24 protein-coding genes and 1 pseudogene are annotated in these 24,496 nt (G+C 38.1%); 23 read left to right on the top strand and 2 right to left on the bottom strand.

Features of this window, described 5'->3' with window-relative positions:
• The first annotated feature begins 12 nt into the window (after positions 1–12).
• From V6669_RS09255 to V6669_RS09340, 18 genes and pseudogenes are all read left to right on the top strand, one after another.
• Positions 13–630: a distal tail protein Dit gene (locus tag V6669_RS09255; protein WP_338593121.1), complete on the top strand. Its 618-nt coding sequence runs from the start codon at positions 13–15 to the stop codon at positions 628–630.
• Positions 631–649: 19 nt separating this feature from the next.
• Positions 650–1,285: a hypothetical protein gene (locus tag V6669_RS09260; RefSeq protein WP_338593124.1), complete on the top strand. Its 636-nt coding sequence runs from the start codon at positions 650–652 to the stop codon at positions 1,283–1,285.
• Positions 1,286–1,293: 8 nt separating this feature from the next.
• Positions 1,294–1,935 (top strand): hypothetical protein, encoded by a 642-nt coding sequence (locus tag V6669_RS09265; protein WP_338593126.1) that lies wholly within the window; start codon positions 1,294–1,296, stop codon positions 1,933–1,935.
• Between the two features lie 8 nt (positions 1,936–1,943).
• Positions 1,944–2,432 (top strand): hypothetical protein, encoded by a 489-nt coding sequence (locus V6669_RS09270; RefSeq protein WP_338593129.1) that lies wholly within the window; start codon positions 1,944–1,946, stop codon positions 2,430–2,432.
• A 25-nt stretch (positions 2,433–2,457) separates the two neighbouring features.
• Entirely contained in the window at positions 2,458–3,612 is a 1,155-nt protein-coding gene (locus V6669_RS09275) for a hypothetical protein (protein ID WP_338593131.1), read from the top strand.
• 19 nt (positions 3,613–3,631) lie between these two features.
• On the top strand, positions 3,632–4,174 hold the full coding sequence (locus V6669_RS09280) for a hypothetical protein (RefSeq protein ID WP_076330305.1): 543 nt from the start codon (positions 3,632–3,634) through the stop codon (positions 4,172–4,174).
• A gap of 67 nt (positions 4,175–4,241) precedes the next feature.
• Positions 4,242–4,862 (top strand): hypothetical protein, encoded by a 621-nt coding sequence (locus V6669_RS09285; RefSeq protein WP_338593134.1) that lies wholly within the window; start codon positions 4,242–4,244, stop codon positions 4,860–4,862.
• 33 nt (positions 4,863–4,895) lie between these two features.
• Positions 4,896–5,468 (top strand): hypothetical protein, encoded by a 573-nt coding sequence (locus tag V6669_RS09290; protein WP_338593136.1) that lies wholly within the window; start codon positions 4,896–4,898, stop codon positions 5,466–5,468.
• A gap of 4 nt (positions 5,469–5,472) precedes the next feature.
• Positions 5,473–6,159 (top strand): hypothetical protein, encoded by a 687-nt coding sequence (locus V6669_RS09295; protein WP_036609950.1) that lies wholly within the window; start codon positions 5,473–5,475, stop codon positions 6,157–6,159.
• Positions 6,160–6,162: 3 nt separating this feature from the next.
• Positions 6,163–8,736 (top strand): hypothetical protein, encoded by a 2,574-nt coding sequence (locus V6669_RS09300; protein ID WP_338593140.1) that lies wholly within the window; start codon positions 6,163–6,165, stop codon positions 8,734–8,736.
• A gap of 69 nt (positions 8,737–8,805) precedes the next feature.
• On the top strand, positions 8,806–10,017 hold the full coding sequence (locus tag V6669_RS09305; protein ID WP_338593143.1) for an SPRY domain-containing protein: 1,212 nt from the start codon (positions 8,806–8,808) through the stop codon (positions 10,015–10,017).
• Positions 10,018–10,072: 55 nt separating this feature from the next.
• Positions 10,073–11,227 (top strand): hypothetical protein, encoded by a 1,155-nt coding sequence (locus V6669_RS09310; protein WP_338593146.1) that lies wholly within the window; start codon positions 10,073–10,075, stop codon positions 11,225–11,227.
• A 55-nt stretch (positions 11,228–11,282) separates the two neighbouring features.
• Complete coding sequence (locus V6669_RS09315; RefSeq protein WP_338593148.1) at positions 11,283–12,419, top strand: hypothetical protein; 1,137 nt, start codon at positions 11,283–11,285, stop codon at positions 12,417–12,419.
• A gap of 370 nt (positions 12,420–12,789) precedes the next feature.
• On the top strand, positions 12,790–14,559 hold the full coding sequence (locus V6669_RS09320; RefSeq protein WP_338593150.1) for a hypothetical protein: 1,770 nt from the start codon (positions 12,790–12,792) through the stop codon (positions 14,557–14,559).
• A gap of 23 nt (positions 14,560–14,582) precedes the next feature.
• Positions 14,583–16,529 (top strand): DNRLRE domain-containing protein, encoded by a 1,947-nt coding sequence (locus V6669_RS09325; protein ID WP_338593153.1) that lies wholly within the window; start codon positions 14,583–14,585, stop codon positions 16,527–16,529.
• A gap of 146 nt (positions 16,530–16,675) precedes the next feature.
• Positions 16,676–16,936 carry a hypothetical protein gene (locus V6669_RS09330; RefSeq protein WP_338593155.1) on the top strand — a complete coding sequence of 87 codons (261 nt, stop codon included), beginning with the start codon at positions 16,676–16,678 and terminating at the stop codon, positions 16,934–16,936.
• 662 nt (positions 16,937–17,598) lie between these two features.
• Positions 17,599–18,360, top strand: coding sequence for a hypothetical protein (locus tag V6669_RS09335; protein WP_133384171.1), 762 nt, complete (start codon positions 17,599–17,601; stop codon positions 18,358–18,360).
• A 419-nt stretch (positions 18,361–18,779) separates the two neighbouring features.
• Positions 18,780–18,899: pseudogene (locus V6669_RS09340) on the top strand (DUF1805 domain-containing protein); the annotation flags it as partial.
• A 639-nt stretch (positions 18,900–19,538) separates the two neighbouring features.
• Here V6669_RS09340 and V6669_RS09345 read toward each other — a convergent pair.
• The gene (locus tag V6669_RS09345) at positions 19,539–20,270 is read right to left on the bottom strand and encodes a hypothetical protein (protein ID WP_338593161.1); all 732 of its coding nucleotides are present in this window, start codon (positions 20,268–20,270) and stop codon (positions 19,539–19,541) included.
• A 197-nt stretch (positions 20,271–20,467) separates the two neighbouring features.
• Here V6669_RS09345 and V6669_RS09350 point away from each other — a divergent pair, with 197 nt between their 5' ends.
• Positions 20,468–20,689, top strand: coding sequence for a hypothetical protein (locus V6669_RS09350; protein ID WP_338593163.1), 222 nt, complete (start codon positions 20,468–20,470; stop codon positions 20,687–20,689).
• A 286-nt stretch (positions 20,690–20,975) separates the two neighbouring features.
• Here the strand turns inward: V6669_RS09350 and V6669_RS09355 are convergent, their stop codons facing one another.
• Positions 20,976–21,218: a helix-turn-helix transcriptional regulator gene (locus V6669_RS09355; protein ID WP_111271496.1), complete on the bottom strand. Its 243-nt coding sequence runs from the start codon at positions 21,216–21,218 to the stop codon at positions 20,976–20,978.
• Positions 21,219–21,595: 377 nt separating this feature from the next.
• On the opposite strand from V6669_RS09355, the gene V6669_RS09360 reads away from it, so the two are divergent.
• The 4 genes from V6669_RS09360 to V6669_RS09375 all read left to right on the top strand — a co-directional run bounded on the left by V6669_RS09360 (position 21,596) and on the right by V6669_RS09375 (position 24,428).
• Positions 21,596–22,015 carry a hypothetical protein gene (locus V6669_RS09360; RefSeq protein ID WP_111271497.1) on the top strand — a complete coding sequence of 140 codons (420 nt, stop codon included), beginning with the start codon at positions 21,596–21,598 and terminating at the stop codon, positions 22,013–22,015.
• 196 nt (positions 22,016–22,211) lie between these two features.
• The gene (locus tag V6669_RS09365; protein ID WP_338593170.1) at positions 22,212–22,544 is read left to right on the top strand and encodes a hypothetical protein; all 333 of its coding nucleotides are present in this window, start codon (positions 22,212–22,214) and stop codon (positions 22,542–22,544) included.
• A gap of 18 nt (positions 22,545–22,562) precedes the next feature.
• Positions 22,563–22,844 (top strand): hypothetical protein, encoded by a 282-nt coding sequence (locus V6669_RS09370; RefSeq protein ID WP_338593172.1) that lies wholly within the window; start codon positions 22,563–22,565, stop codon positions 22,842–22,844.
• A gap of 876 nt (positions 22,845–23,720) precedes the next feature.
• Positions 23,721–24,428, top strand: a complete 708-nt coding sequence (locus V6669_RS09375; protein ID WP_338593175.1) for a stalk domain-containing protein — start codon at positions 23,721–23,723, stop codon at positions 24,426–24,428.
• Positions 24,429–24,496 lie beyond the last annotated feature (68 nt).

Raw genomic sequence — 24,496 nt, forward strand, 5'->3', positions numbered from 1 at the left:
TCTGGAAAGGAGGTGATTACGATAACCATTAGGGATGCACTTTATTTTTCGTATGCAGGCCAAAAATCTGTGGACTTTGGCATCATTAATGTCAATCTTAGCAGCGGTATGTTGGAAGAGAACTTTGCGCCTTCCCGGAGTATTGTAGAAGAGAAAATCAAGGGAAGGGATCAACCTTATTTTATGAGGACTGAGGTTGAACCGCTACAATTTTCGGTCTCTTTTGCATTTGAAGAGAGTTGGGACTCAGACAAGATCAGGGAAGTGGCGAGATGGTTAACGCAGCATGACTATTATCAGGAATTAACATTTACTACCGAAGAAGGGTTGAATCCTGAAAGGATTTTTTATGCACTCGTTGTAGATGAAGCAACACTTATACACAATGGACTGAGGCAAGGTTACATTACATTGACGTTCAGATGTGATTCACCGTATGCCTACTCCCCGGTAATGACAACGCGAACGTATGAATGGAAAGACCGGATCTATGAGTGGAAACCGACTTTTCAAACAGGGATAGATTCCAAATCGGTGATTGTGAATTCAGAAGGTCATCTCACTCTAAATACGAACCGACCTAAATGGAGCGATTACCCCAAATATACAACATGGATTGAACTGAACTGAATTCGGAAAGGAGAGAATTATGTCAACCAATACATCCAAGCTTCAATTAAAAATACCAGCATTTACAGATGAGATTGAGAACACCATTCGAGATTTGGGTGAAAACTTTCAAAAGTTGGACCAGATATCCGATGACTTTGTAACAGACATCCCTATTCGTGGAGACTATCTGCAAAATGCGACACTACGTAATGCCAACTGCGTATATGGCAGTTATTACGGCTGGGTAAACACACGTACTGGTAAAGCTGCTCCCAAATGGGAGAGTGTGCATTCTTACAAAAATGGAGATTACATCGTGCCAACGGTGGATAATGGTCATGTGTATCAATGCATCCAGTCCGGTTACTCCGGTTATCGGGAACCTGTTTTCCCAATATCAGAAGGGTCTGAATTTCAGGATATTCGGGCAACGAGTCAGTGGGCTTCAACCACCTTGTATCAGAAAAATGATATGGTGTTGCCTTCAGTAGATAACGGCAGGTACTACATATGTATCCAGGCAGGAGAGTCCGGTGATCAAGAGCCAATATGGACTACGATTGATGGAACAACAACGTATGACAAGAATGCAGTCTGGTCCACCCATCGAATCGCAAAATGGAAAGAAATCGGTTCAGCTGCCTGGTTTCGACCTTTTGGGAAGATTGAGTAGGTGTTTATATGGCTAATTGGCTGTCAGTAACACATCAGAAAGGTCATTATGAATCTCGTCCAATTCAGATTCCTATTGAATCAGGAGGCGTGTTAAGTCGGGTGAGTTGGGTTAGTGAAGTTAGTTCGGAGAGTTCCAGAATTACCGTACAGACGAGACATTCAATGGATGGAATGGAATGGAGTTCTTGGGAAACGTGCATCAATGATGGAATTGTACCTGGACTGAATGAAGACACAGCGGTCGATCAGCATCATTTTATGTATCGTGTCTTGTTTGATACAAGTGACTTGAGTAAATCACCGAAATTGAAAGAAATCACTTTTTCGTTTGAGCCGGTTCTTGTGATTTTCAATAAAGGAGATCAGGTCTGTAAGCCTGAAATTTGGATTCACAAGCAAGGGAACGGTGACTTTCAGATTGACAATCAATCCCGGTATGCTCAAGAGTTTCGTTTCAAGAATCTGGTACATGATGAGGAAGTGTATGTGGATAACGAGAGACAACATATAGAATCCTCTCTTCCCGTAACGTATAGATATAAGGATTTTAACGATCAATTTCTAAGTTTGTCTGTTGGGAAAAATATTTTGCGTGTTCGTGGAGATGCACGAATCCAGTTCAGATATCAATTCAAGTTGTTACAGTAGGAGGTTATATGACTGGAGTAGCTTATAATGGTTCAAGTGTAAGTCAGACAAGTAAAAGTGGGCATGTTACATACGACATTGAAAATTGGATAGAACCTTTTTGTACAGTCAGGGACGAAGAAACAGGGGCATGCCTGGACTGGGGAGGTGGAATTTGGACTTCAGGTGGCAGTGGAAGCACCAATGCAGTCATATCCTCATCGGGGACGGTATCCAACTCCACTGTGTATGTGAACGGACGGGCAGTTACATGTGTGAACGACCCTTCTCCAGATACATGGACGGCAAGTCCTGCTGTACCAACGAGTAATGGTTCAACAAGATATATTAACATAAGACCCTCCACATCGGGCAGTGGACAGGGAAGAGTTGCATCAGGGAGTACGACCGTATTTGCAGGAGCTAAAGCCATTGGCAGTGTCAATTCGACAGTTACTACATCATTGGGTACTTCGGCTCGAATCACGACTGGAAGCATCAATGTATATACAAACTGAGTATTAAACGAAAGGAGGTGAACTATTGTCAAATTTACATACACATATGCAGTATAATGATCCTCTCACAATTATTGCCCGCAAGGGGGATGCTGTAGATCCATTTGTGGATCGGACAGATTCGTTACCTGTCATTAATAGCATGATTACTTTACTTGAAATCCCTTCATCTACCGATAAGGTTGTTATTAGTGGTTTTGTTGAGATTGACCAACATGTATATGAGAAAAAACAGAAGTTGTCAGAGAATGAGTTTCTCGTTCATTATGGCATGGGTACCATTCAATTTCACCCTTCTCAAGAAGGGAGGGTTCATCTATGTCGCTATAAAGGTAGAGGACTCATTATGTATCCTGCTTCACGAATTTATGCAATGATTACACGTAATCCAGATGTTGTCAAAACATTGCAAGATTTTATAGAAGAATCACAGCGTAAGCTGGATGAGACGCAGCTGGCGATGGAACGAGTAGAAGAAGTCATTCAGCAGTCCATAGACCAGACAGGGCAAGCGCGGCTTGCTACGGATCATGCCAACCAGGCAGCAGATGAAGCGTTAGAAGCTGCTAATCGAGCCAAAGATGCCTATCAAACCACTCGACTCGTGTATAAAAGTCCGGTATCGGATCTTCGTGAACTACGGGACACTTACCCTTTTCCTGAGACAGGATGGACGGTTCAAACTTACAAGGATGGCATAAGATATCGTTATAATGGAAACAACTGGATTGAAATTGATGTGTTTGGCCAGAATTTGCAGGTAGTTAATCCGTATAAGGATGGCTTAATGAGTATAGCCGAGCATCTGAAGTTAAACGAAATTCCACTGGAAGTCCAAGACCGTGTAATTGTATTTTGCAAAGAGTCTTATGTCTTTCAGGAAGTCATAGGGGTAGTAGCTCCTTTCCCATTCCATGGTGAGATCCTGGATGTGAAGGGTTTTTGTGGTGTCTATGGAGAAACAGAGACGGAGATCAGAATTGAGAAATCCAGAGATTTAATCAACTGGGTGGATATCATGGACTCTCCATTGGAGTTTAATGCACTAGCTCATGTTGACAACAAAAAGGCAAAGTTTAGTAACAAACAAGTTTCGGCAGGGGATTTATTTCGGATTCAAATTATCAAAGCAGGACTTGATATTCAACATCTTACAATTCAATTAACCATAAGAACATAAAAAAAGGAGATTGATTATTATGACACAACCAATTATTACATGGATGGACGCAACACATAGCAAGGAGATTGTAGCACCGTTTGATTATGGTGTTATTGATGCAGATACCAAAAGTGAAATTCGTATTTTTAATGTGTGGAACAACAAAGGTGGTGCGACGGATGTGTCCAAAATGGAGGATTGCACTTTTACAACGCGGGATATGGACGGGGGCACTGGTGATACGGTTAAATACGATATCGAAGCTGTTAAAAACAACTGGTTTCATGTGCAAGTGGACTCACTTGGGGAGAACGATTTGGATGAAGAGAGCTCTCGTGTAGGCAAGGACTTTTCGAAGCCTATTGGAACTACGGGCAAAACTACGGTGGATCATTCAGGAACACCTTATGCAACACCGCTAGTACCGGGTGCAAAAGAGATTTTGGGAGTCAACAACAATGGAAATCAACAAGACGCCGCAGGTAACTATGTAACGCTGTCTATTCAATGCGAAGTACCCTTGAATGCTCGTAGTGGTAAACAAGAGTTCAAGAAACGTATCTCCTATCGTTACGTTTAAGAAAAGTTAATGATGCAGACAGGCTATTATAGCCTGTCTTTTTATTTATCTATGAGGAGGAAAAACTGTGATTTTAGGTCAGAAACAGTACTCTCGTTCACCTGTATCTCAAGCTTATATATGGATTGCCGATTATTATGATGGAACGTATCTGAGTGAGTATGATCTTCAGACACAGCATCCACACCGCTTTTATGATATCAACAAAGAGAAGTTGGTGTTATTCGGATTGATGGGTCAAGGATCCCAAGTTTATTACAATGTTGCCAATGGGGTTTTTCACATTAATGCTGATCGTTACTCCATATCTTATGAATGTGAGGGGCAGGAGTACCCTTTAACCGGGAGAACGTTTGTATACAATGACATCATTCAATTCAAAAATGGATCCTCAGAAGCGAATATGGCTGGATTTTCAGGGCAAGGGAATTCAGGGGCTTTCAGAAATACGATTGAATGTTTTAACTTTGGTTACAAAAAAACAATGAACCTGAATGATGCACAAATTAATTTTCAATGCGTATGTTCCCTGCCTCTAAAGGAATCCGTATTCTTTCAAATAAAAATTTCTTCTAACCTGGACTTGCCTGGGCAACTCGTTATTCGTAAAAATGGGTTTGTCGTAGATCGAATCATAGCCCCTCTGAAGGCAAATCATGCGGGGATCATAAACTGGGACATTCGTTGAGCTGGATTTTGATATGAGATAGGTGGTGAAAATATGGCAATTCAAGAAATTGCACTGGATATAGATCTATCTGTAGGTGTTTTTCAAGATACGATAGTTGAGGATCAGAGGTTGAAATTAAGAGAACTGGGTCATGATGTGGACGGGAATTCAATCTATCCTGCTACTGGATCTTGGGAGTCCACCGCGATTCGAATTCAGGATAAGATCGCATCATTTAAAGGTGTGGCTGCAAAGGTAGATGTTGCGGGGGGCGCAGCATACAAGATTTACTGGAGTACATCTGAAGACGGCTTTGAGTGGCTGGAGTATGAGGAAATCTCTGCTAGTAGCACTATGTCCAAATCGCCTGCAAAGTATGCGAAGGTGAAAATTGAGATTTTTGCAGAAAAGAAATATTCGAACTTTTACATAGACGATTTTAACAAGAAGGATAAATACAGTAATTCTTTTATTGAAAGTGAATCTGGTTCACTAGGCTTAAAGAAACTATATCAATTGAACATGGAACGAGCCTTGGATACTCCAACAGGGATGGTGCTACGTCAGAAGGTTGAAAAAGCGAAATTTCAAAAAGTAGATAGAATCAGAGTGAGTAAGGGGTGATTTTATGGCAGTTCCAGCGACTATAGGCGTATTGAGATCGAATATAAGTGATATGGAGATTGGCGACTATATTGTATGGAGATATGATTCTTCTGGAGAGCAATTTATAGATGGCACTCTAGGAATAAACGAAATACCTGTAAATGGGTTGGTTGGTACTACAAGTTTAAACAACTACTACTGGTACGCTATTAAAGTAGATAAAGGTCTTTTAATCTCTGATCGCATTAGACATCATACTGTCACTTGGGATTCAATGAATGCAAATAAGATTATCGAAGGGTTGCCTAAAACCTTTGGTGGTGTCTCAGGAATTGTCCGTAGTATATCTGGTGGAGTAGGATATGCAGATAAGGATGGAAAACTGAGTATGAAGGACTTAGGATTGGGAGCATTCCCTACAATTAATGAGTGGGATGTGTATATCAAAAATGGTCGTTTGGGTGGAAAGGTAAAGCCCAATGACGATAATGTTTGGCATCATCTAAATGTTTTTTCTTGGACTAAAGAATCTCCAGCTATTGGCACATGGACTACAAATGCTGGAACATCATTAAGTGCAACTAATACTTCAAGAATTGTACGTGGATATGAATCAAGATCAGACAATCGAGGTGTAGCTTTTACAGGTTCTTCGGCATCACAAAACTATATTGGTTTTCGTCCAGTATTTGAATATAAAGAGGTGTAGTAGATGGCAGTATTAGGAGATCAATTAGTTGCACCCGAATCAGGGTGGAGACGCTATGATGATACACATGTTGGCTTAAAGTTTACAGGAACTTGGACCACCCCATCCCCATCCAATACAGTTTATTATGGTGGCAGTATAAGAGTAACTAGCCGAGCTGTCGACAATAACTATGTTACATTTTCTTTTTTCGGAACAAAGCTTAGGATTATCTCTGACTTTTACTCAGATAGGCATTCTGATAACTCTATCACGATAGATGGTGTAACAGAGATGTATAGTGCGTTTCGTGCAGTAGGTTCCCCTAGCCTTCAGCAATCCATAGTGTATGAAAAGACTGGATTACCTCTTGCATTTCACACGGTTACTATTGCAACAGGTCATAATCGGATAAATTTCACTTTAGATGCTATAGATATTGATGAAACGGGGTATCTGTATGGACACGCTCTAACCTCCCCTGAAACAGGATGGAGAAGATTTGATGATACACACGATGCTTTTGCTTATCTTGGAGCGAATTGGATTGCTTATACAGGGGCAAATCAAGGTATTTACAACAATAGTCATCACTATACATCTCAAGGAAAAGGTGACACTGAAATTAGGTTTAAATTTTACGGAACCAAATTTAGACTAATTTCAAGCATAGGTCCGGCTTTTGCAAATGATATTTCAGTGGTCATTAATGGAGTAACTGAGAAGTTTAATCCAAGAATGCCAACGACAGCAGACGAAAGACAGAAAGTAACCTATGAAAAAACCAATCTACCATTAGGTATTCATGAAGTTAATCTTATCAGCGGAACGAACGGAGATTGGAGGTTGGATATTGATGCTGTAGATATTGATGATAACGGTTATTTGGTAGCACGTGTCGGACAACAACTGACAACACCAGAGCCAGAGTGGAAGAGGTATGACACGGATAACTACGCACTGTATTTGGGTACAGATTGGAAGACAGTAACGAATTCCACGGGGCGTGTATTTGAAGGTGGCTCAGTTAGGTATAGCAATGTAACTGGGAATTATATAAAATTTTCTTTTACAGGAGACAAGCTTAGACTCATTGCAGAGTATGGTAGCGCATATGATACAAATGTTGAAGTTAGCATTGATGGAGTAATAAAATATATCGACCTAACAACTTCATCTTCTTCTAATCAATATCAACCTCAAAGGATCGCTTTTGAACAATTAGGTTTAACTGATGGGGTTCATGAGGTTATAGTTAAAAAAGTTAGTGGCACAGGTAATTTTCATATTGATGCAATAGACATTAATGTAACTGGACGCATGGTAAGACTTATTGGAACCCAATTGACTACACCAGATGAGGGTTGGAGAAGGTATGATGATAGTGTATCTTCTATTAAATATGTTGGAAAATTCACTAACGGTGTTGGTGCTGGTGCATACAATGGATACTCTAATTACACTTCGACAATAGGAGACAAGATTGTCTTTGAATTTGAAGGAACCAAACTAAGATTAATTGGAGCAAGATATACCAATCGAAGTGATTTAATCGAAGTTTATGTTGATGGAAAATTGCATGGGACTCATTCGCAACTAGGGACAGAACTTGCACAAGTACTTCTAGTTGATATTGTGGGATTACCGAAAGCAAGACATCAAATAGAAATTGTGAATAAGTCCAGTGGATCAACGACTACTTTTATGGCTCTTGATGCAATTGACATTGACCTTGATGGTCGGTTATTTCATCTAGACGAAGTGACAAGTATTACTGAACTTGAAGTTGGCAAACGCATCAGATGTAACTATGTTGCGTTAACTTCTGGTGTGGCTGGAGAGTTCAAAAATATAGGAAAACAAACATCTGACTTGATCTCAACAACATCTGTTCCAAGTGTGCTTAATGGCGATTTCTATTTCATTGTTGCTGACGAATACAATAAGAAGAAGATATTGATTGCAGACAGACCTATTCAAGCGGCTGTCACATGGGATGCATTAAATAGTAATGGTCTTGTATTTGGCGTTCAAAAGGATTTAGGAGAGAAGAATTATATGTTCGTTGCAAGACTCCTATCTGGTGGATATTCGGCGGCAGACAAAGATAATGAGTGGGATCAGTACATTGTAAACTCAACGTTAAATGGTAATATTATTGCTGGAGACGATAGAGTATGGAATTGGAGCGCAGGATACAGTTCAACAAGCACAACAAATGTTATTAGTGCGAACAGAATTCGCAGAGGATCAACTGGAGCGGCAGCGTATGGTGTAATAACTTCTGCAACTGTTAGTGGATATAGACCATTAGTGGAACTAGAAACTTTGCCAATGTTTAAATCCTTCGTCAAACATGATGGAGCCTATAAAAGGCTTGATACTGGAACTTTAGAATGGAATACAATTTCTGCAACTTTACCTTCAGAAGACACTTTTATTAATGACGGAATGGATGATTTCTCTGTATTAGATAGAAAAAACGAAGTTTTCATTCAGACCATGACTGCCAATGGATCACTGGGATTAGGCAAGTTATTTAAAGAAAGAATCGATCTGAAAAAGTATTTCGAAATAACAAACTTGAGTGTGAAGTAGAGTGTGATTGCTCTACTTCTTTTTGTTTTTTAAATAATGATTCCAATTAGAAGGGAGATGAATAAAGATATGAGTATATCATGGAGATCATTTACTGGCGTATCCTTGAGTAACAATGATTTAACCGCTACACTTCCCACGCATTTACAATCTACCATAGCAACAGGCAATGGAGTGTCTTCGGGTAAATGGTACTGGGAGGTGTTAGTTCAAAGTGCAGGTGCAATTGTAGGGGTGACTAGCACTACAGTAGGTGGACAGATATGGAATACTGCAAATCATAGAGGTTACTTTAACGGTGCGGCAAAATGGGGAGGAACTTCGGGTACTTCTTATGGAGCCACTTTTGGTCTAGGAGATGTTATAAGCGTACTTCTGGATATGGATGCTGGAACAATTGAGTTTTGGAAGAATGGTGTAACGCAAGGTATAGCATTCGATAACATTAAATTCCTTGGAACTGTATATCCTTTTTACGGTAACCCAACAGGAACTAGTGTACCTTCAACTGCAACCGCTAGATTTGATAGAAAGGATTTCTCATATGTACTTCCGCAAGGATATTCGCATTATGATATAAAGCACAAAATCTTACTTTCATCAGGCGATAAATTTTATTCACTATTAAACGATGGCATTCAAGAAACAACCTCCATACCTAAAATGACTAGCAATACAACTCCAGAAGGTGAGGTGCTTGTCAGTAACGCACCTAATGGAAGTTTTACTATCGGATGGGAATCATTCGATGGAATTTTAACTAGTGGGTGGGGAAACAACACCCTTGTTACTACTATGCCAAAGTGGATAGGATATAAATTTACAAAACCAAAAGTGATAGTAAAGTATAGGCTTTACGTTACAAACACAACTTATTATCCCCGAAATTATGAATTTCAAGGAAGTAATGATGGTGTTAACTATGATACTCTTCACTCAATTGTTGGTGGAGCTAGTGGTGTATTAGATTACATTATTCCGAATAGAAAATCTTATACTCATTATAGACTCTATATAACTTCATTAAGCTCAGGTGCAACTTTACCAGTCGTAATGGAGCTTCAAATGTTTGAAATGAAACCATCTTATCTAGTTCAAATGGAATCCGCAACCGAAAAAGATTTTTTGAATCGTGGTGCAGGAGATATAAACGACTTCAATCAAATTTTAAAAACAAAGAAAAATTTTAAAAAAGGAAATACTGTGCTTGGCTCAGGCAAAACCTTTGAACACACAATTGATATGTCAAAGCGCCGAGTAGATAAAATTACGCTTGGCTAAATTTGAGAACACATCTATACGATGTGTTCTATTTATTTTGAAAGGAGATGTGTAAATGGTAACATATACAGATAATTTGATTCCTATTATGACATCAATGACTGCTCCAAGTGGTAGGGCTTTTTCTAGCAGTTATGCTACAACAGGCAATAATGCTGACAAAGCATTCGATAACTCTGATGTCTATGGTTACTTGAGTGGAAATGGTAGTGTAGGACATATTGGATATGAGTTCATTAGCCCTGTTGTAATTGGAAAGTACGTTGTTAGAAGTTTATCTGCGACTTACTTTCCTCACATGCCGAAGAATTGGACATTTGAGGGTTCAAATGATGGTGTCAATTGGGTAGTTTTGGACGCACAAGCAAATCAAACTTGGACAACTGTAAATACAAATAAAGAATATGTTGTTGATATGGGCAAAGTTAAATCTTACAAAATGTATCGTTTAAATTGGACTGCCAATAATGGTGGATCGCAAACTGTAATAAATGAATTAAAAATGTATGGATTGATTTATTCCAGTAAATTCTTTATTTCATCTGAAGATAAGACATATTCATTGTACAAAAAGATAGGTAAACCTTTGGTTCCGTTGATGAATGGATATGATAGTGAAGTTGGTAGTGTTATTGGATCAGCAAGTTATTCAACAGGTTACACTTGGCAGGTTTTTGACAATGATGATACTACTGTTTATACAACTAACTTCATACCAGATTCCTCAAAACCAGTATATATAGGCTACAGATTCAATGATCCTGTATGCGTTAAGAGATATTCATTTCTAGCTGGACTGAGAACATTTAAATTTATGGCTTCTAACAATGGAACAACTTGGGATACGCTAGATACACAAACAGCATTGGTTTCAAATACAACTACTTATCAAACATTTGATATTAAAAATGAGAAATTTTATAATTATTATAAAATTGAAGCGACATTAGCAACTAGCGGTAATGCTTGGATAAGTATTCCTTCTGTTCAGTTTTATGGATTGATGCCTTCTATTCTACTAGAATGTCCTTCTAGCGAGGGAAGTTATATTCGGAATGGTATGGACAAAGGATTTCAAATCGATACAGTTGAAGAGTTGAATATTACGCAACAAATTAAAGAGGATTCAATTTCGCTGGGATCAGGAAAACTCTTCAGGCAACCAATCGAAAGGTCAAAGCACAAAGCGCACAAGATTATATTAGGCTAAATTTATGAACACATCTATATGGTGTGTTCTATTTATTTTGAAAGGAGATGGTTGAATGGCAACAGTAGGAGATCAACTGCTCAATCCCGAATCAGGGTGGCAAAGAGTTGATGATGCAAATAAGAGCATCAAATACAATGGCAACTGGCTTTCTGTTACGGGAGATCCAAATACGTATGCAGGAACAGCTCATTACTTTACTCTGAGTGGGGCAACAACAAATTCCATCGAATTCTATTTCTATGGAACAAAGTTAAGAATAATTGATATGTATTGGTCAAACAGAGTGAATAACGTAACAGTAGAATTGGATGGGGTTATATCTTCATACAATCCAAATAACTCTACAAACAAATACAGGGTAATTGTATTCGAAAGACTAAACTTACAATATGGTTTTCACAAAGTAAAGCTAACAACAACAAGTACAAGCAATAACTTCTCTCTTGATGCCATAGACATTGACTCTAACGGTGAAATTGTTTCAGGTTTGAATAAATTCTTGATTTCATTCGAAGATAAGCACTATAGCGTTACAAATAAATACAAAGATAATGCTATTCCTGCAATGACATCTAACACTAGTCCGAACGGTATTGCTGATGCAAGTTCGTTTTACACGACATTTTACCCATGGAAAGCATTTGATAGAATTGTTGATCAGAACGGATGGGTTACTGCAAGCGGAGTTTTAGTAGGTTGGCTTAGTTATGAATTTCCTTCTACTGTAACTATAACAGGCTATTCTATAAAATCTGGTACAACTCCAGCTAATAGACTCCCGAAGAATTGGACTTTTGAGGGATGGGATGGAGTAAAATGGATCGTTCTTGATTCGAGAGTAAATCAACCCAACTTTGCCGCAGAAGAGTTTAGATTCTATGGATTTAAGAATAAGATTGCATACAAGAAATATAGAATTAATGTAACTGCCAATCAAGGCGCAGGAGATTTTTTATCGATTGGTGATTTAGGTATGTATGAACTCGATAAATACATATCTTCCGTAGACAATTCAGAAACAAGTTTTCTTGAACATGGGATGAACAAAGGAATGATTATTGATTTGGAGGATGAATTCAGCGAAAGAAGGTCATTGGTTAAAGATAGTGAAAAAATCGGTTTAGGCAAAGTCTTCAAGCAAAAAATCGACACAAGTAAAACACCAATCAAGAGAGCATCGATCACATAAGTAAATGAAATGAACTATCTATTTATAATTCAGAAAGGAGTTGGGGTGACAAATGGCAACTTTAGGTCAAGCACTGCCTTTTCCAGAAAAAGATTGGATTAGACACGATGATACCAGCAATATTTTCAAGTATTCTAGTGGATTCGTTTCCTCTCCAAACGCTGTATATTACAACGGAACTTCTAGGCTTTCATCGTCTATAAATTCAACTGTAGAGTTTCAATTTGAAGGCACTAAGATTAGACTAATTGGCAATAGTCATAATATGGGATCATCTAATATCTCTATTATGATTGACAGAGTTACTGAAATTTACAGCCAATATAACCAAAATTCTGTCCTTCAGCAAGTATTGTTATACGAAAAAACATTGAGCAGAGGTATTCACACAGTTAAAATAACAACAAATGACGCTTATTACGTTCTTTTTGATGCAATAGACATTTATGACAAGAAATACTATAATACACTTTTTCATTTTAGTGGGTCATATTACTATTATTCAAATTCATGGAACAAGCTATCTAACAATACACCAACGGAGCAAGATTACATTGACTATGGGATGGAGGACATCTCCATCATACCTGAATCCGCATGGTCACAACTCACTGGCGAAGTCGAATTATGCTACTACACGGATGACCTAACAAAAACAGAAGTATCCTTTAATATCGAAACAGAACCTTTTACTCTTGAAGAGGAGTGGGCAGACAAGGATATTGAAGTACTTTATTATACTGATGATCCATCGATAACAGAATCAGTGGTTACAATTGAAACTGATCCCTTCACCCTAGCCGAAGAATGGGAAGACAAAGAGATCAAAATCATCGAATACACCGATGATCCGAACCAAACTGAATCAACGATTACAATCGAAACCGAACCGTTTACCCTCTACGATGAGTTGGGTGATAGTGTAGACGTTTTATACTACACGGACGATCCCTCCAAAACATCAGCGGAACTAAATATCACGGCTAACTACTCCCCATTGGATGAACTTGAGGGAGATTTTGACGTGGTAACGTGGACGAATGATGAAGAGGTTGTTGCCGGAACCCGGGACATGATGCTAACGTATAACGCGCTACCGTTTGAACAATTAATTGTGCAACCAACAGACATAGCGTTATATGGAGACGTGAAAAAGGTTGTCGCTACGAAAGTAACGGAGAACAGTCCGAAAGGTATATTAAGAATGGCTGCTTCGTTCGATTCAGGGCTCACATGGAAGACATACCGTTTCAACAAGTGGTTCGATTTGGATATCCAGGATACTACGCTGTTCAAAAGAAAAGGAATGAATCTGGACACACTCAACGCCATCCCTGAAAAGGATTTAATAGCTATAACACGAATCGCCTATTACTTCGATAGCAGCAAGCATTATGAAAACAGTTATTCGCTGGACGAAGTGAAGATGGTCGTTGATGCACCGCGTAATGCAGTGGAGTTGAGCGATATGTCACTGCAACTGTTAAACACCACTGCCGCAATCGAGCTGACCTTCTCTGGTAACAAACTAACAGGTGTGCTTGATGATGCAGATCAGGGCAAGGTGAAGTACCGCGTGTTATTGAACGGTAAAACGTATTATCCGGCGGATGGCAATTTTACGCGATTAGCAGCTTCACCATTCAATATTGAACTCAATATTGACGAGAGAAATGTTAATTTTGGCGTAGAGAATACCTTGAAGGTTGAATTTCAGGACTATTGGGGTGCCATAGACTCTAGGGAAATCAAGTTTATCGGATCGTATTCAGGATTAATGTTCATGGACGAGTCGGGAGACTTTCTGTCAGATACCTTTGGCGCTATTTTGAAACAACTTGATTATGGGGTGATCATCGCCGGACAGACGACGTTAACGAAGAAAGTCAGAATCAAAAACTTGCTTGGATATGCTGTGGATCATGTATACCTGGAGATGGATAAGAAATTCGAAACGGACGGTGTTGACGTCCAATTATCCAGACAGGCCGACCCGTTTCTTCCGATCGATTATCTGACCTATGGTCTGATTCAACCGGAGGATAGCATCGATTTTTATATTCGTATCGCAACAGATATTCATGCCAAGCCGAACCCGAATGGTAATTTTGAAATGAAGGTCACAGCAGACCGTGTATAGCTCTCAATACAATGAGACAGGAAGTGAATGAAATTAATAACGGGGAGACTCTATTAGATAGTTTTATACATATTAAAAGTCCGGAAAATCGTTTTGCAGCAAAGTATATCCTGTACAATCAAATGGATGACGACCTGTCTTCGACTCTAATAGCTGCTACAAGAAAAGTGTCCGAGATCGTATCCAGTATATCCGTACGTGTCAGACGGTCACAGGAATTGAGCAATTCGCTATATGTAATGTACAAGGCGCAAGGAGATCTGAGCGCAACCATTCAAGCGGCATCCAAAGTTGATCTTGAAGGCATGTTGTACGTTCGACCACATAACCGTGCACACGGCAAATATGAATTACTGGAAGCACCGCGTGTAACTGTTAATCTTAAGCCTGTTGCTGATGCAACCACGCGAAGTCAAACTCACTTGCAGACGATCAACTTTGGTGATACACAGCGTATGATGATCGGTAGAGACGAGATGGAGCAATTCGAATCGTTTATACATTTCGGTGATCTGGATACCAGAATACCCGATTTGTTACATTTGGAAGAAGCTAAATTGAGGTTATATTACACAGGAACCCTGGCACCAGGAGCACACATTGAGCTGCATCAGCCGGATACACTGTGGCGGGAGTACGGGATTACGTATGCGAACAGACCTCAGTCCATACAGCTCTTATCGTCCAGTTATGTCATTGATACGACTGAACGTTATGTTGAGTTTGATATGATGGCATTACTCCAAATGTGGAGAGAAGGTATTCTTTCAAATGTTGGAATGATTATTCAGTCTAGCGGTAACACGCCGATTTATTTCAACACTCGTGAGTCTTCCAAACCACCTGTTTTGCAGATCAAATATATCACTTCTCAGATCTATTCCATCGGTCGAACCGAAATTGAAAGTGAAGTTTTTATTTATGGTGTAGGTCGCAAGGATATTGCTTCAACGTTAGTTGTGCACAGTGATATTGGGCTGGATTGGCTCAAATCTCAGTTGTACGTTCACCGCTATGAGGATCACATGCATCATGATATACCTCAAGTAATCGCAGTCAGCCGTCCGGACCTGGATGTAGATCTGATAGTAGCTAAACGTATAGATGCGGAACTGGATTCGAACATTTCTATTGCTGAAAGTAGGACAGAAGAGAAGGAAACATGGGTTGCTGTTTCTAAACCCGAGCTTCATTCGCAGTTCATTACTGCTATACGAACAACTAAGGATACAGACGGTAATCTTGCCGTTAGAACAGGTCTGGACGACGAAAAAACTGTAGAAATCACAGTGTCTCATCCTGACTTGTCTTCAGTTATTACGGTAGATAGACAAATGTCTCTGGTCAGTACGTTAACGATATCACAGCTGTTCGATGATGGACGGGATACGAGTTTAATTGTATCCATACCTGATCTTCATGCTTCATTGGAAGTCTCCAATTATATAAAAGCAACTTCAACGTTGGGGTCTTTGCTAACGGTCATGTACGACGGTGATTCGACTGTGATTTCGGAGATTATGGTTAATAAGCCTGATCTGAATAGTGTTCTTCAAGTCAGAGCATTAGATCATGATGAGAGGGCAGGCAGTCTTGAGATTCCTTATCTGGAAGAACAGCCTGGGCAATTATATATCTCCAGACCTGATTTGCTTTCCAGCATTGAGGTCAAGTATATGGATGTTTTGGATGGCCACATTAGTATTAAGGAAAGAGAATACTTGGATGGCTATCTTCAGGTACGAGAGTGGAAGGATATGCATTCTACGGTAGATGTGAGACAGATTGTGGATATGGCTACTGAAATGACAATTTCCAAGCCTGATCTGGCCGCGTATCTCCTACCAAGAGTTATTGCGAATGAAGAGTTAGATTCAATTGCAAGTATCCGTAAACGGGATGCCAGTGATTTAGTGACCACAGTGATTGTGAAGAGTCCAGGGAATCAAGCGTATTTTTACATTTTATAAAGTGAGTTAATTATCAAAGAGGGCGCCGGCCCTCTTTTTTTTTGCGTTTAGGCTCTGCCCAGCTCTAAGCATCTGTATTTTATTGTGTAACAGTCGTCTTCTCGTTATGATACAATGTGTTCATCACATATTAAGGAATGAAGACCATGCGTCAAGAGGACAGCGTATTTGAACAGATTATGAAGCAGAAGAGATTGAAGCCTATCAAACCTGAAACTAATAAACTTCAAGTTAAACCAATACATAAAAAGAAATTAGCTCGTGAACAATTAAGTGAATCAGACGTCCAGTTCAAAAAGTCGGTTGCTGAATCAATAGATCGAAGTGTACTTCATAGACGTGTACTGGGAATTAGAAGAGAGTTAACGGAGATAAGGCGATTAAAGAATGATGAGCATACGTTTTAAGGTAGGCCCACTTTGACCTTCCTTGGATGAGGGGGTCTTTTTTTATGGGTGTTTATTCCCTGTGTAAGGAGTCGCAAATGGATTTGGGATAGTCCAGTAACCATAAATACTCATAGTGTGCAAAAGGATATTGGGAATGGGAATGACGCTCTCAAGAGATTATACAGAAGTATGGGAGATTGACGTTGTAATCCAAGATATCTTTACGGAGGTTTGCAGACATGCCGGGAAAAAGGGATTGATGGGTAGCGTAGTCACTTCAATCATTTCTCAAGAAGGCAAAGATAAGTAAAAGAAGCAATAAGCTGATTTTTTTCTACTTCGGTATTTTGTGTTCATAGATGGTATTTATAAAAACCATATCTTTGGGTGAAAGTAAGAAAAACTATCTTTAGACTATAGAATCAAAAGGGAGACCAGAGATAATTATCTCAGAGATCTCCCTTATTCTTTATGCAGATTCAACGAAAAAATATAAAATTCCCATAACGACCATTATAGCTACTATAACTATTACAATCCACATAAGTCCATTTTTTTTCAAGTTATCATCACCTTTTGAGAAAATTTAGAATAACTGTTTCAAACTTCCTAATTAATGGTAACATATTAATATCACCTTGCCTATACTACTATATAACCAATTGAAGGGAATTGATTCAATGTTAAGGAAATTATCAAAAAGTTCGCTAGTACTAGTTCTAGTAACAACGTTATTTGCATCTACGGCATTAGCAGATGCTTCATCTGAACCAGTAAAATATACTGCTGAGGAATATGTGAATTATTTAAATCAACTTATTAGTGAGGGAGATACAGAAGCTACTGAGACTTTGGAACAGTTTACCAACTTAGGGCCCTCTAAGCAAAATGCTTTCCTGAACTTTATCGCATCAGAAGATTATGTAAATGCGATAGGCGATATGTTATCTGGTAAGGAGGGTTCATTATATGAAGACAAGTATAAGGAAATTTCTATTGAAGTTGAGACTATCACAACAGAAGATAGTCAAGCAAATCAATTTTCAACGAATGCTTTAGCCGCACAAGCCAATCAACATGCATCAGTTAGCCGCTCTGTTAAATTAGCAGCTTTTGGCATTGATACAACCACTATCACTCTGACAGTCAGTTGGGAGCACAATGGAAGCGTGGCAGTAAAACCTCTTCAAGTTATACAAGGTCATACGAATAAGAATCCATTATATCTTTTGAGCGAAACATCAAACAATAGTCCGGGTTTCATTTCTGAGGGCTACTTCAATGCATCGGGCACTTGGACTATGAGAGCAACAGGGGCTGCTGGCTTTTTAAGCGATACATTAGGAATAAACATTAAAGCTTCAACGCCATCACATAGATATTACTCTTTCACTACCAGTCATTCTAATATGACACCTACCAATGGTTGGGTAGCGTTTTAATAATAGTTTTTAAAAATGGCATGGTGATAAATGCAAGGGGATTATTGATCCCCTTGTTAAATTACAGAAAAAAATTGAAAAGTAACATGATAATAAACTGAATAAATTTGAGATGATAAATTGCAACTGTCTTATTACCCTATAAGTACATACAGTGAAGGCGCTCATAATTGCGTCTATTTTAATATGACGTTAACCAGTTGAGTGCGTGAAACGCGCAAAACAAAAAAACACATGTTGGAGAGGTGGTATGATTATTTCAATGAAAGCATATTTCTACTAAAGTCTGCGAGGAGAATTACCAACAATTGAACTGTAAGTACCTACATTTTCTCAAACACGGCAGGTGTCCACACGACAATACAGAATGAGGCATACAATTATCGTGACCTGTGGAAGAGGAGGTGGATCGGGAAATTATGGTGACGATGGAGCCCATTGTAGTTGGAGAGCATGTATTGGTTGGGGTAGAAGTCAAGCTGCCCAAAACAACGTTGTTGACCATTAACACATCCAAAGGATATATCATGTGCGGAGCAACTACCGTATCCTATTTTGGATTAGAGTCGCAAAGTACTGCTATACGTCATGGACCCATATGGGACAAGCTTTCATTCGTTTTCAAAAGTGTTTAAAAAGACTTGGGAAACGCTAAAAAAAATCAATTGTGATTCAATTTTGTGACGCTTTTTGTGACGCTTTAGAAATGGGGCAAGCTGTTGACTGGTGTGGATTTGTAAGGCGAATTAATCTTTTCCTGTGACGGTTATTATGCGTATTTTATGATTGCTATCAACCCTTTTGACATATTGTCAAAACCCTCACTTGCATATACGGTTACAATAAAAAATAACCCAAATAACTTTTAAAAGTGTAGGGGATTATTATTCTAAACGATTTAGTACTGGAATAGTTTAGGCATTAGGACTTTAACGTAATGGAGAAAAGCCTCCAATCTTATGCTTAACAGTGGGGGGGGGATGGCTACTAAATTCAGAATAAATCTCAATAATTTGTCTCTCCAACGTGCAAGGCCGATTGTTACGTATAACAGGATGATAACTGTTTGGGAAGACGCAACAGATGAAGAGGTTGAAAGAATAATTCTTAAAGACCATGAATATTACATGATTCACGACGAACGTTGAATTTCAAGAAAAAAGCTACCACGAGGGCAGCTAATATTTAGGGAATGTAGCATCATTTTTGAGGCTTAAGTATTGTTGTCTACAAGTCCTATGAAATCCATCTAGTTTTACTGAGTGGCCAGTTTTGATTTTAGCTAAAGGATAATCTTTCAAGACATTACCCAATAGATCGATCATATGTATAGCCATGTTTGATAAGCTTACTAAATGTATTTTTGTAAGTATAAAGCTGGTCTCATCAAAAACAGAATTATAGGTTTTATTGTCAATGTAGTGCACATTAGTTAAAGCATCTGTTAGATTTGAGTGTGCAAAATGTTTGTTTATATGCTCGCTTTTAATGCTTCTCAATTTATCGGAGTGGGAAGGATAATTATTGTTCAGCCACTTATTTACTTTATCTGAAACGCCTTTTTTCGCAATAAGATGTCCTGGAAATTCAGGATTATCTAAAACGTAGTTATTTTGATTGGGCTTGTAAAGTGAGTAACTTGCTAGTCCTACAGACTCAATTGCATTTCTTAGTGATTGGTATGCTTGAATTGTGTGAAGTCTAATTATTGATAGTAAAGAAAGGGACAAAGATTTATTCATTTGGGTTGAGAACGCATTAAATACATATGCAGTGGCATCAATCTTTTCAATAAAAGTCCAAGAGTATTCTATAACTTCTTTTGTAAATGTAAAATAACGACCATGGATATCTTTTGCATTCTGAATTAATCTGTCCTCTTCTTTGGAGAGATCATAAATTGAAAACATTTAAAAACTCCTTTTTTATTCAAATATACCATCTCGAATAATTTAAAACTATATACTGTACTTCTTTCAAACGAAAGTCTGATTTCGTTTAAAGTTCTTTTTAGTATGTTAAACTAATTCATAAAGAGTATAATTAGGTAGTGTAGCTGATGGATTAACTTACCACCTTATGAGATTAAAAGAGGAGGAGAAATGAAATGTCGAAACATGTTATAGTACTTGAGAAGAACAATGGAGAAGTTCTATATTTCAAAGAGTTTGATGAAAAATCTAAAACTCCGCATTTTACTGCTGATTCCAAAGAAGCAAAGGAGTATTTAGAAGGCTCATCTGATCTTCGCTCTGAGCACTATGTCAAACTAAGAGTGCAAGGATATAATGTCAATGTTTGTGAAGTAGTTAATGGATTGCCCAAATAACCTTCTAGTGATATTTGTAATGTGTATAATCTAATTGATGACACCCATTAATTTCGACGACTCCCGCAAAAAAAGAGGGAGTCTTTTATCTGTCTTAGTGTTTTTTCGTTTCCTAAGAAAGATTAATTTTAACAATAATTAAGCAGTCCTAATGGATTGCTTTTTTTATTTTATGAGAGGGAATAAAAAGACGATCCATTACGTACTATATCGCATTTCATCCTGTTAGAGAAAAGTTGACGGTAGAATTTAAGCAAAATAGAAAAACAACAAAAAAAGACCCAATTCATTTTGAGTCAGGTGCATGATCTATGTCTAGTACTTCTTCAAACTGAATCAGCTCAGATATGTCTTTGATATCTAGTGCAGCGGCTATCTTTGTTAGCATATCAAGGTTAACTTCTTGTCTGTCAGCCTTGGCAAGTTTCGAAATTCTGGCTTGACTAACCCCAGACATAGATTCAAGTTGTTTTTGTGTTAGATTGCGTTGTTTAAGTACCTCTTTAAGTTTAATTTTAACCTTAAGCATAAATTACCTCCAGACAGTTGACAATATATGACCCTAAGTGTATATTTTAATTATGACCACAAGGTCATAATTTGGATGAATTGAACAATTAACACCTGTGTACACATTGTACACTATCTGTAACTTTTCATCATCAAAATTTGTACCATGTAACTTGTGCTTAGATTCCGAAAAGCAAATCAAAATAGCAACAACATACTTCAAATATTGTTCTTATAACAATTACAGAAAGACAAATTAATGACGTTTTACAAAGTTATTCAATCAGAAAGGAGCGTCGTATGCACATGTATAAACATGGCAAGTTGATCAAAGGGCAGTTATGCGTTCGTAGCATTCAATTAAACAAATCCAAACTTTAAAGGAGAAGAATATATATGACAACCGAGTATATCAGACCAACTTGGACAATTGAAGAGGTTATCGTTGATTGTAACGTAAGTAAAAAGGCTATTGCTCTTATCGACAATTTTAAGGCTATCTTGGTTACTGAAGAGTTGCGCTATGAGTTCATGATGCGTGTTCCATTTGATCCCAATGGACATCAAGTTTTCGATCTTCTACACGAAATGAGAAAAGAGCAACTTTGTCTTAACCCAATGTCAGATGAGTCGTTTCTTGATATGTACTTGTTAAATCCAATTCAAGCATTACGGCAATATTTTAAACATAGCATTGTCCCTGCTCATGAAGAGCGTATCCAGCAATGGAACATCGATCTAAAAGAGTTGGTTAAACTGAAACAAACGGATTACTCAATTCATCTTAATAGGGCGTTGACAGCGTTGTATAAGTAAATTCAATTTTGTCAGTAACATTTTACTAGAACGGATAACGTTGTAACGTAGAAAAATCTTATCAATCTGATTACAACAAGTTAATACATAAAAATTCTGTGAAATGACGATTTGATTCACACACTTATAAGGTAATACCAAATTGGTACGTGAGTTTTGAAGTAAGCACAGTTTGTGACGAAAAGGAGATAAACATATGAAACCAATACAATTTATCAAAAACCTAATTAAAGAGTATCGTTACAAGCGTTATGAAGAAGAGTATTACAACTTATCAGAGCAAGAGCAATCTTACTGGACACTAGATACGTATCAGATGCAACGTGAAGCCATTGATGTATTCTTCAGATATCCTTCACCATGTGCTATGCTCACATTAGCATTACTGGATCGTGCAAGACAGCCACAATGGACAGTGTTAATGAAGGTAATGGATACTAAATTGAGACAAAATCATAAGAGACAATCCTTTATTCTGGAAACGATGTACACAGAGATTCTTGAAGATACATTGATTCCAGCGACATAGGAAGGGGATATAAGTTGGATGTCTTATGAAGAAACACTGTTTGAAACGATAATGAATTTGGAGTACAGGGATGTTCCGTATCAGTGGGATAGAAAGTTAAATAATCAGGAGAGTGCAAAGGCAATTAATGAAAAGAAGTTTATCAATCGAAGAAATAAGAATACCAGTACAACTGAATTGGATAGTTTGTATCATGACTTGGTTAAAGAAGGATCACGCTTAGACATCTCAATTGAACGTAGGGTGGAGATTAGAAAGGAACTCACACTAATCAGGAAACAGAAACGACTAATGGAATAGGAGATAACAAGACAAGATATGTATGTTTGAAGAGGATGGTGCTAAGTTACGCTGTCCTTTTGTTTTATATATGCATGTTCCCCCAAAAAACTGACGGTAACTGAAAAAGGTGGTATGTTGAACCTACATCCTTTGGTTGGACGTTGTGTCCAACTTGAACACGAGTGTCCATATTGAACATTCGTTGTACGCAATGTACAGCCGTTTAACGCTGTGTGAAACGCACTGAGAGAAATATCCTCGTAATGGTCTCTGGGACATGGTGTCCCAGAGTGAATGATTTCCTGCTTTTTAGTTTTAAAACGAACAACGGGAGACTTAATCTACCTCACTGAATGTTTGACCATAGACAAAATATCCACGGAGTTGAAGTCCGTGGTTAATCGTAGCAACCCCGAATGCTACCTTCTTGAAGAAGGAACCCTCCAATAACTTCGATCATGTGATTGATGCCGACCATATGATAATCCACGCCAATAACTACTAAGTGGAAAACTATCCACCTTGTAAACCTTTTCACCCACATGGACGTTAACCTTTATGTCTAATTGGAACATATGGTTGATTATTACTTGATTCTCACTCGACAATTCTGTTGGATGAAGGATTAATCATACGGTGTGGGTTGAAACCACATTGTTAACTAATATGAGAACGGAATATTCCGCTTTCTAACTTCAAAGATAAAAAGTACTTCATTGCAGATTTAACTATAACGAACATTGTTGTTCGATTTGCTTTTTATTTTGATTCGACTAGGTGGATAATTTTCCACTTTGTAATCACCTTACATTATGTAGTGGTGATATAATAATGTTGCCTACATAACTGAGTGAGAACCGTAACCGATACGGATATAAACAAGGGGATACGAGAATGAAGAAGAAGGTTGTATCAATAGTAATGGCAAGTATGTTATTTGCAGGGGCAGTAAGCGCTGCTAGTGTTTGGGGAACATATAAGGGAAATCAAATTATAAGAATCACATCTAACGGAGTAGCATTAAAGACACCTGACGTTCCAGCAATTAGCTACAATGGACGAACAATGATCCCAATTAGTATGGTGGGTCAACTTGGCGTTGGGTACACTTGGGATTCGAAGAATCAAACTGTGGATGTAACTGTTGGACAGACTTCGGGGACTAGTGATTCATTACCTCTTAAAACTTACGTAGCTACAGCAAATAACTTTAAAAGATTGAGCGACCTAGGAGAAGCTTTAAAAACGATATCTAACGGTTATAGTCTTGCGTATCAAAGCATAGGTTTGAATCAAAACCCAACATTAACCATTAGCAACATGAATAAACGATTGAATGAAACAATAAACGCTTACAATTCATTGCAAAACGATTTGAAAAATAATCCGATCTACAACGAAGTAATAATCAATTACTTTGCTGCAATTGATTATTTTAAATTAACAGATACTGCTTTGAATAAATACTTTATCTCTAATAGTTCCACTGATTTCAAAAATTATCTCACAAATTCATCCAAAGGGTTTGACTCAGCGCATGCAGGGATTTTAATATCAGAGCAGCAATACAAGTCATATATCAAAATGGCTTTGTACGAATAGATATTCGCACCCTTCGGGGTGTTTTTTTATATTAAAGAATAAATGGACAAATAACATTTGAGAATTAG

Origin of the sequence: Paenibacillus sp. Y5S-9 (assembly GCF_036894235.1) — a bacterium.
GTDB lineage: Bacteria > Bacillota > Bacilli > Paenibacillales > Paenibacillaceae > Paenibacillus.